The organism is Gemmatimonadaceae bacterium, from assembly GCA_036504815.1.
GTDB lineage: Bacteria > Gemmatimonadota > Gemmatimonadetes > Gemmatimonadales > Gemmatimonadaceae > PNKL01.
Map to the genome: position 1 here is coordinate 1 of DASXUN010000022.1, position 8,344 is coordinate 8,344.

Annotated in this window: 9 protein-coding genes and 1 tRNA gene; 5 read left to right on the forward strand and 5 right to left on the reverse strand. The window is 67.0% G+C overall.

What is annotated here, in order from left to right; translation table 11 throughout:
• Positions 1–202 precede the first annotated feature (202 nt).
• Positions 203–2,008, forward strand: coding sequence for an acyl-CoA dehydrogenase (locus tag VGJ96_12720; protein HEY3287973.1), 1,806 nt, complete (start codon positions 203–205; stop codon positions 2,006–2,008).
• Positions 2,009–2,023: 15 nt separating this feature from the next.
• Here the strand turns inward: VGJ96_12720 and VGJ96_12725 are convergent, their stop codons facing one another.
• From VGJ96_12725 to VGJ96_12735, 3 genes are all read right to left on the reverse strand, one after another.
• The gene (locus VGJ96_12725; GenBank protein ID HEY3287974.1) at positions 2,024–2,221 is read right to left on the reverse strand and encodes a DUF2283 domain-containing protein; all 198 of its coding nucleotides are present in this window, start codon (positions 2,219–2,221) and stop codon (positions 2,024–2,026) included.
• Positions 2,218–2,454 (reverse strand): hypothetical protein, encoded by a 237-nt coding sequence (locus VGJ96_12730; GenBank protein HEY3287975.1) that lies wholly within the window; start codon positions 2,452–2,454, stop codon positions 2,218–2,220. The genes VGJ96_12725 and VGJ96_12730 overlap by 4 nt, the downstream gene beginning before the upstream one ends.
• A gap of 208 nt (positions 2,455–2,662) precedes the next feature.
• Positions 2,663–2,735 (reverse strand) — tRNA-Ile (locus tag VGJ96_12735).
• Positions 2,736–2,855: 120 nt separating this feature from the next.
• On the opposite strand from VGJ96_12735, the gene VGJ96_12740 reads away from it, so the two are divergent.
• The 3 genes from VGJ96_12740 to VGJ96_12750 all read left to right on the forward strand — a co-directional run bounded on the left by VGJ96_12740 (position 2,856) and on the right by VGJ96_12750 (position 5,016).
• Positions 2,856–3,422: a hypothetical protein gene (locus VGJ96_12740; GenBank protein HEY3287976.1), complete on the forward strand. Its 567-nt coding sequence runs from the start codon at positions 2,856–2,858 to the stop codon at positions 3,420–3,422.
• 93 nt (positions 3,423–3,515) lie between these two features.
• Entirely contained in the window at positions 3,516–4,409 is an 894-nt protein-coding gene (locus VGJ96_12745; GenBank protein HEY3287977.1) for a hypothetical protein, read from the forward strand.
• A 64-nt stretch (positions 4,410–4,473) separates the two neighbouring features.
• The gene (locus VGJ96_12750) at positions 4,474–5,016 is read left to right on the forward strand and encodes a hypothetical protein (protein HEY3287978.1); all 543 of its coding nucleotides are present in this window, start codon (positions 4,474–4,476) and stop codon (positions 5,014–5,016) included.
• A gap of 398 nt (positions 5,017–5,414) precedes the next feature.
• Here the strand turns inward: VGJ96_12750 and VGJ96_12755 are convergent, their stop codons facing one another.
• Both VGJ96_12755 and VGJ96_12760 read right to left on the reverse strand, forming a co-directional pair.
• Entirely contained in the window at positions 5,415–5,978 is a 564-nt protein-coding gene (locus tag VGJ96_12755) for a hypothetical protein (GenBank protein HEY3287979.1), read from the reverse strand.
• A 139-nt stretch (positions 5,979–6,117) separates the two neighbouring features.
• A complete protein-coding gene (locus VGJ96_12760; protein ID HEY3287980.1) occupies positions 6,118–7,167 on the reverse strand; it encodes a PfkB family carbohydrate kinase in 1,050 nt (349 codons plus the stop codon).
• 202 nt (positions 7,168–7,369) lie between these two features.
• Here VGJ96_12760 and VGJ96_12765 point away from each other — a divergent pair, with 202 nt between their 5' ends.
• Entirely contained in the window at positions 7,370–8,272 is a 903-nt protein-coding gene (locus VGJ96_12765) for a DMT family transporter (protein ID HEY3287981.1), read from the forward strand.
• Positions 8,273–8,344: the final 72 nt, after the last annotated feature.

The window sequence follows — 8,344 nt, forward strand, 5'->3', positions numbered from 1 at the left end:
CACCTGCGCCAGGACCCGTGCCCGCTCCAACTCTCGTGTCGACATCCCCGTGCGCCCCATCCCGGCCTCCTCGCGAGGCCTCGAATCTGGGGGACACTTCTACTGGTCGCACCACGGGGACATTATCCGCGGCGTGCAACACGCCCCTGACGCCCCGCGTCGGGGGCTCTATCTTTGCCGCATCCTCTGCCGGCCCAATGACATGCCCGACCTGGTCTCCCCCCGCACCCTCGCCTTCCAGCTCTACGACGTCCTCGGCGCCGAAACGCTCTGCCAGCGCCCCCGCTTCGCCGACTACTCCCGCGAGGCCTTCGACGCCGTCCTGGAATCGGCCCGCGGCATCGCCACCGAGCTCTACGAGCCGCATCGCAGCGCCAACGACACCCAAGAGCCGCGCGTCGAGAACGGCAAGGTCGTCCTCAACCCGGGCGTCAAGCCGGCCTGGGACGCCACCGCCGAGGCAGGGCTGCTGGCCGCCACCCACGACGTGGAACTGGGCGGGATGCAGCTTCCCCACGTCATCTCCGCCGCGGCCTTCTGCACCCTCGACGCGGCCAACGTCGCCACGGCCTCGTACCCGCTCCTCACCGTCGGCGCCGCCAACCTGATCGCCGAGTTCGGCTCCTCGGAACAGAAGGCGGCCTGGCTCCCGCGCATGTTCGACGGCCGCTTCGGCGGCACCATGGCCCTAACGGAGCCCGACGCCGGATCTTCGCTCGCGGACCTGCGCACCGTGGCCCGTGCCCGGCCCGACGGCTCGTACCATCTCGAAGGAACGAAGATCTGGATCTCAGCGGGCGAGCATGAACTGACCGAGAACATCGTTCATTTGGTTCTCGGGCGCATCGAAGGAGCACCCGCTGGCACGAAAGGCATCTCGCTCTTCATCGTCCCGAAGTTCCTCCTCAACGCCGACGGCTCCATCGGCGCGCGCAATGGCGTCGTCCTCGGCGGCCTCATCCACAAGATGGGCTGGCGCGGCACCACCAGCACCCTGCTGAACTTCGGCGAGAAGGACCCGTGCGTGGGCTACCTGGTGGGCGAACCCCACAAGGGGCTGGCCTACATGTTCCACATGATGAACGAGGCGCGCATCAGCGTCGGACGCTCGGCCACCGGCATGGGCCACGCGGCCTACGCCCACGCCGTGGAATACGCCCGCACCCGCAAGCAGGGGCGCCTCCCGGGCGAGAAGGACCCGACCAAGCCGCCCGTCCCGATCATAGCGCACGCGGACGTGCGCAGAATGCTCCTCGAGGCTCGGGCCCACATCGACGCTTCGCTTCTGCTGATCCTACAGTGCGCCCTATTGGTTGATGAGCAGAAGACCGCAGAAACTACAGAGAAAAAGCAGCTGGCTACACTGCTGCTCGAGGTGCTCACTCCCATCGCCAAGACCTTCCCGTCGCTCGGCAGCCAGATCGCCATCAGCAACGCAATGCAGGTGATGGGCGGGTACGGCTACGCGCGCGAGTATCCCATCGAACAGCTCTATCGCGACAACCGCCTCAACCAGATCCACGAGGGAACCAACGGCATCCAGGCCCTCGACCTGTTGGGCCGCAAGGTGGTGCAGGACGGCGGCGCCTGCTTCAAGGCGCTCGCCGGTCAGGTGAAGCCCACCATCGCCGCCGCCCTCGCGTCAAGCGACGACACCCTCAAGGGCTTCGCCGGGCAGCTCGCCACCGCCCTGGGCGAATGGGCCGAATGCACGAAGGTGCTGGGCGGGGCGATGATGAAGGACCCGAATCGCGCGCTTGCTAACGCGTCGGTCTACTTCGACGTGTCGGCGCGCGTGGTGGTGGGCTGGCTTTGGTTGCGCATGGCGGTGACGGCAGACGGGAGACGGGAGACGGCAGTGGGCGAGGAGGAACGGGACTTCCTCGCCATGCAGCTGCAGTGCGCCAAGTACTGGTTCGGCTGGGAGCTTCCGCGCATCGCTCCGGACATCGCCCTCCTCACCCGGCTCGACACCACGACGCTGGACGCATCGCCCGCCTGGTTTTAGGAGGGGGGCGGCGACCTACGCTGCGACTTGCTCGACGGTGATCTCGGGGGCGCCAGCGCGACGAGACGCGTGTTCAACGGTGATCGCGCACATGTCCCCGTGTTCGTCCACGTCTACGACCGTGTTCTCGTCGAGGTCCCGCGACTCAAACACGGGGACATCCCGGAACTCGATGTAGAGCGTGTCCGTCTGCTTGAAATAGCGAATTTTCACGGCACGAAGCTCCGGTCGAAAGAGGCGTTGTGCACGGTCTCGCCGTCGGCAAGCAGAACGACCCGAAGGTATCGCCCGCCGTACTCGGGAACCGCGCACCAGCGCCGCAGCCGGCCGTCAGTCTGCGCAGTTTCCCGTATTGGGTTGCGAATGGCTCGCAAGATCCATGCGTCTTCGATCATCGCGCGATCGGGACGCCGCCGCACGAGTTCAAAATACTCTGTCTGCTTCACGGGGCAACGCCTGTAGAGAATTGGCGACCCCAACTTCACCTGCAGTCGAGCGCCTGCCGTTACCAAATCCTCGCCAAGCGCATCGTCGCGGCGTTGCGCTGGGGGGAGGGGGAGCTGAGAGTGATCGGCTTAACGGTGCGGTAGTTTCTCCCGTCTACCATCTGCCCTCCGCCATCACCATCCCCCACACCAACCCGTCCTTACCCAGTGGGCCCTGATGGATTCGAACCATCGCGCGTCGGATTATGAGTCCGCTGCTCTAACCGCTGAGCTAAGGGCCCGGCCCTGTGGCGACTCCAAGCTACCCCCGGCCGCGGTAGTTTCGAAAGTGTGGTCCAGTCTTGACGCCCTCGTGACGGTCGACCCTCACCTTTGGCGCGGCACCTTTGGGAGCAACTGAAGTGACCTTTCCGGTGGGACTCTGGCTGATCCTCCTGATCTTCCTGCTCGTGGTACCTTCGCCGTGGGATTCGGACGTTCGGCTCCAGTTGGCGGTGGCCGCGACGGTGTACGTGGCAGGGTACGGCCTGGTGACGCTCCGCCGGCTGCGGCAGCGCACGGGTGGGGAAGAGACGTCAAAGATGCCGGTGCCCGACGTGCCACCGCTCCCTCGCCGGGACGATCCGCGGGAACTCGCGGAGCGCCGCTCGTTCCGGCTCGAGGTCTTCTGCACCCAGTCGGCCGAGGAGGCCTCGCGGGTGGAGGAAGTGAGGGAAAGCTTGCGCGCGTTCGGGCCGGCGCTGACCCCTGTGGTCAGCGACGCCGACGCCCGCATTCGCCTGGCGATGGACCAGCTGCTCGTCGCGCCCAGCGTGGAGGTGCTGGCGCAGCTCGAGGGGCTGGTGCGGGACCGGATGCGCGTCGCGTCCGCCAGTAGCCCCGAGGCGAGGCGTGCCGCCCCGCCGTCGGTGGCGGCGCGGCGCCTCCCGGCCTTTGCTTCGTCTCGGCTTGACAGTTTGTCCCCGTAGTCCCACATTGGGGCAGATTGAGCTTCTATAGTTGGCGGGTCCCGACGTGGGGCCGCCCGTCTGTCCATACTCAGGAATCTCCGGAGATCGCCGATGGCATTCAATTTCGTCAAGCGTCTGGCTGGCCTCGCCCTGGTGGCGGTCTGCGTCTCGCCGTTGACTGCGCAGCAGGTCACGCTGCAAGACCTCGCCAAGATGACGCCCGAGCAGCTCAAGACCGTGCCGCCGGAAACGCTCAAGCAACTGCTGACGTTCGGCGCCATTCAGACCGCTGGCCTTCCGGCCTCGCAGCCCTTCTTCCGCGGCGCGCCGGGCACCAGCTCGGGCTCGCCGTCGGGCTTCGGCGCGGCCTGGCGCGATGGCTTCGTCGGCGGCGGATTCCAGCAGGTCCGCAAGCCGTGGGGGCAGCGTAGCACGGCGCCGACTCCCGATTCCGACGGCTCGATGGCCTTCGGCTTCGGCCTCGGCAACGCCAAGGAGGCGGTGGGCCTCGAAGTGGTGGTCGCTTCGCTTGGCACCTTCCGCTCGGGCTTGTATGAGCGCACGGCCTTCTCGTTCAAGGCGCACCATCAGGTGAGCAGCAGCGCCTCCATCGCGCTGGGCGTGGAGAACGCCTTCGTGACGGGCGGCAGCGACGGCGGCGATCCGTCGGTCTTCGTGGCCGCCACGCGCGTGCTCTCGTTCCCCGAGTCGCCGCTGAAGCAGGTGACGGTGTCGGGCGGCATCGGCAACGGCCGCTTCCGCTTCGAGAAGGATTTCATGGAAGACAAGAAGACCGTGAACTTCTTCGGGTCCGTCGGCGCGCAGTTCCACGCGCAGGCCTCGGCCTTCGCCGATTGGGGCGGACAGGATCTGGCCGTTGGATTGTCGCTCGTCCCCATCAAGGCCTTCCCGGTGATCATCACGCCGGCCATCACCGACCTGACGGGTGCCAATGGCAATGATCCGCGCTTCACGCTCGGGTTTGGCATCGGGATGCGTTTCTAAGAGAAACAACAGAGAGACAACAGACAGACAACAGAGAGACAACAGACTCTTGGAGACGAACTCAATGAAGAACTTCCTGAAGATTTCAACCGCTGCCGCCATGATGCTCTCGGCATCCGTGGCGCTGGCGCAGAATGGTTCGGACGTGACGGGCGGAACGGTGGGCGCGACGGTGGGCGGCATCTTCGTGCCGGCGCCGGTGACCGCCCCCGGCGGGTTCGGCGCGGGGGCCGTAGTGGTCAACCTTCCGCCTTCTACGCCGGTCGCGGTCCCGCCGGTCCTGCCGGCGCCCTCACCTGTGCCAGCTATTCAGTCGGCGGCGTTGACCGTATCCGCAGTGACGACGGGTGCACCGGTGGCGGTTGCCGCCTTCACGCAGACCCTTCAGATGTCTGGCGTGCCGCTCGGGGCCGCGCAGGGCCTCGCGACGGCGCTGTCGCAGCTTTCCGCCAGCCCGACTGTGGGGAGCATCATCACCGCCCTAGACTCCTGGAACGTGGCAATGATGTCGCTGACGTCGGCGCAGGTGCAGGCGCTCGTGTCGACGCCGGAGGGCGGCTTTGCGGTGTCCAAGATGATCAGTGCGTATGTCGCGCTGACGAAGTAGTCGTAAGATTGGTTGATGAAGCAGGCGTGAGAGCCTGAAGCTTTAGGCCCCCAACTCCGGCGCATGGGAACGGCCCAGCGAGCGATCGCTGGGCCGTTTCGTTTGTGCAACTTCCGCTGTGTGGGCGCGAGCGTGGGGTGGGTCCTCGCGAAATTGTCGGGCCTGTAGGGGCGCTCCGCGCCCCGTTCATTGAGCCCAACAGTATTCGCGAGGACCCACCCCACGCTCGCGCTCGGCGGCTTTACCAGCACAAGCGAAACGGCCCCGCGCTCGACGTGGGGGAAAGTGGAGGGGGGCGGCGCGAGCGGAGGGGCTCGTTGCGGGAATACTCGAGCGCCAACGGCGCGAGAATTTCCCGCAGCGAGTCCCCTCCGCGAACGCCGCCGCGCGCACAGCAGCTAGTGCGACGAGAATGGCGCCGTGAAGCCGGCCCAGAGCACGGGCTTGGGCGTCTTGCTCCCGCTCGCCACCGTATGCCCCGTGGCGCGGACGCCATAGCGCCACGTCATACCGCGCGCGGTGGCATGGGCGGCGTCGAGCTGCAGGATGTACCCGGGGCGTACGGTCCCCTTCTCGGCGTACGACGCCACGCAGGTGGTGGCGCCGTAGTTCGTCCCGCTGCGCCCGCCGGAGGCGCAGCCGGTGGAATAACCAATCGCCGGACCAATCGCCGCGCCAAGCCAGCGATTGAGCGCGCGGCGATAGAGCAGCGACCCTTCGAGCGAGTTCTCGCGCACACGCAGCCCGGCGGCGTTGTGGTTCTTCATCTGGATGATCGCCCCCTGCGCGAGGTAGCTGGACTTCCCGGCCACCTTCACGATCATCCCCTCGAACTGCACCCCGAGCACGGTGTTGCCGTCGCCGCCGTCGGGGCGCGTGCGCAGGCCGATGTTCCCCCCGATCTGCCACTGCGCTTCCGCCGCGACGGGCAGCATCAGCAGCATCAGAAGTGCTCGTTTCATTCAACGGCTCCGTGCAAAAGTGGTTGATGCGATTATCGCGGGGGACTGCCTGCACGAAATTCTCGGACCTCGAGGCGCGCCTCGCGCGCCCCGAGGTCCTCCAGTATTCGCGCAGTCAGCCCTCCGCGACAATCGCATTCTATTGCGTGTGACCGTCGAATGCTTCGAGCACTTCTGCGGGGCTGACCGTCGCAGCGCCCAGCTTTCCAACTTCTACACCGGCGGCATAGTTGGCGATGACGGCAGCTTCGAGGGCGGTGGCCCCGGCAGCGAGCATCGCCGCTAGATAGGCGGTAACCGTGTCACCCGCGCCCACGACGTCGTAGACCTCGCGCGCGGTGGTGGGGATGCGGTCGATGCGCACCTTCGGCACCTTGGGCACGGAACCTTGGCGTCGCTCCACGCTGCTCCCGTCTCCCGTCTCCCGTCGTCCGTCTGCCGTCTGCACGAGCGCCATCCCCTTCTCGGAGAGCGTCAGCAGGAGGTTTTGCACGCCAAGCCGTTCGAGAACCAGCGGCAGCGCATCCGGATGCTCGAGATCGACGGCCGCGCCGAGTGCGGCGTCGAGTTCGCGGCGGTTGGGCTTGAAGACGGTCGCGCCCTGGTACGAGAAGAAGTTGCGATACTTGGGGTCGACGACAATCGGGATCCCCTTGCGCCGCGCCTGCGCGATGGCGCGTTCGATGACGGGGACCACCAGCACGCCCTTGTTGTAATCCTCGAGCACCAGCGCGTCGGCCGCGTCCACCGCGCGGTCGATGGCCGCGGCGAGCATCGCGATCTCGCTGTCGAGGCAATCGGTGTCCACCTCTTCGTCCACGCGCAGCAACTGCTGCGACCGCGCGAGCACGCGCGTCTTGGTGGTGGTCGGGCGCGTCGTCTGCACCAGCCCGCGCGTGTCGGCGCCCATCGTGCTGAGCATCTGGCGCAGGCGCGTGCCCGCGTCATCGGCGCCGATCATCGCCACCAGCTCGACCTTGGCGCCGAGCGCCGCGACGTTCTGCGCGACGTTGGCCGCGCCGCCCAGCGCGTCCTTGCGCTCGCGCACCCGCACCACCGGCACCGGCGCCTCGGGGGAGATGCGATCGACATCGCCGCGCAAATAGATATCGAGCATCGCGTCGCCGACGACGGCGATGCGCAGGCGAGGGGCGAGGTTGAGCAGGGTTTCCAGGCGGGTGCGATTCATGCGTTTAGGAGGGACGAGGGGTCGGAACGAGGAGGGGGTAGAGGCTTAGGGACGAGTAAAGAGTGCAGCAAGGGGAGGTGCATTTCTCGGAGGGACGCCCTCCTCGTTCCGACTCGCGTCCCCCGTCCCAACGCCTCTACCCCCTCCCCGTTCCGAGAAGTGAAATCTGTCCCCCTACCGAACCATACGCCATCTTATCTCCGTGCTGATCCTGGTTCTCGCCCTCGCCCTCCTTGGTATCTCCACCAGCGGTCCCCTCGCCCGACTCAGCGAGGCCCCTCCGCTGGCCATTGCCACGTGGCGACTGGGCTTTTCGCTGGTCATCGTCGCGGTGCCGCTGGTCTACACGCGGGGATGGCGACAGTGGCGCACGCTGCACGCGAGGGACTTTGCCATCGCCATTACCGCAGGGGCGTTCCTGGCGGTGCATTTCTGGAGCTGGATCGCCTCGCTCGGAATGACCACCGTCGCTGCGTCGGTGCTGCTGGTCAACTTGCATCCCGTGGCGATGATCGCGGGATCGGCGCTCTGGCTGGGTGAGCGGCCGACGAAGCGGCAGATCATCGGGACAATCGTCGGACTTGGGGGGGCGGCAATCGTTGCTCTCGGCGAGGGCGGGGGTGCACGGGGGTGCACAGGCACGGGCACGGGGGGGTGCAAGGGAACGGAACTGCTTGGGAATGCGCTGGCGTTGGTGGGCGCGCTCACGGTGGCGTTCTACTATCTCTCGGCGCGGAAGCTGCGCGCCAAGCTCGATGTCTGGCCGTACGTGTCGCTGGTATACGGCTCGTGCTTCGTGGTGCTGCTGGCCTTCTCCGCGCTGGCCGGCGTGCACTTGGCGCCGCAGCCGCCGCGCGAGCTGGCGATCTTCGCGGCCATCGCGCTGGGGCCGATGCTGCTTGGGCACACGGGGTTCAACTGGGCGCTCAAGCACGTGAATGCGCCGACGGTGAGCCTGGTGATGCTTGGCGAGCCGGTGGGGGCGGGGCTGATCGCGTTCGCGCTCCCGGCCATCGCCGAGGTGCCGTCGATGCGGACGATCGTGGGCGGCGCGATCATCCTTACTGGCATTGTCATCGCGACGCTGGTGCCACGACGCTCGTAACGTAGCCGCGCCTCACCGGAGGTCCATTCCAGCGAAATTGTCGGGGCCTTGGGCGCGCCGCGCGCGCCCAAG

What these genes read in the sequence shown, in the direction of transcription:
- VGJ96_12755 (HEY3287979.1), bottom strand. Translation starts at nt 5,978, where the DNA reads ATGAAACGAGCACTTCTGATGCTGCTGATGCTGCCCGTCGCGGCGGAA.
- VGJ96_12745 (HEY3287977.1), top strand. Translation starts at nt 3,516, where the DNA reads ATGGCATTCAATTTCGTCAAGCGTCTGGCTGGCCTCGCCCTGGTGGCG.
- VGJ96_12720 (HEY3287973.1), top strand. Translation starts at nt 203, where the DNA reads ATGCCCGACCTGGTCTCCCCCCGCACCCTCGCCTTCCAGCTCTACGAC.
- VGJ96_12750 (HEY3287978.1), top strand. Translation starts at nt 4,474, where the DNA reads ATGAAGAACTTCCTGAAGATTTCAACCGCTGCCGCCATGATGCTCTCG.
- VGJ96_12760 (HEY3287980.1), bottom strand. Translation starts at nt 7,167, where the DNA reads ATGAATCGCACCCGCCTGGAAACCCTGCTCAACCTCGCCCCTCGCCTG.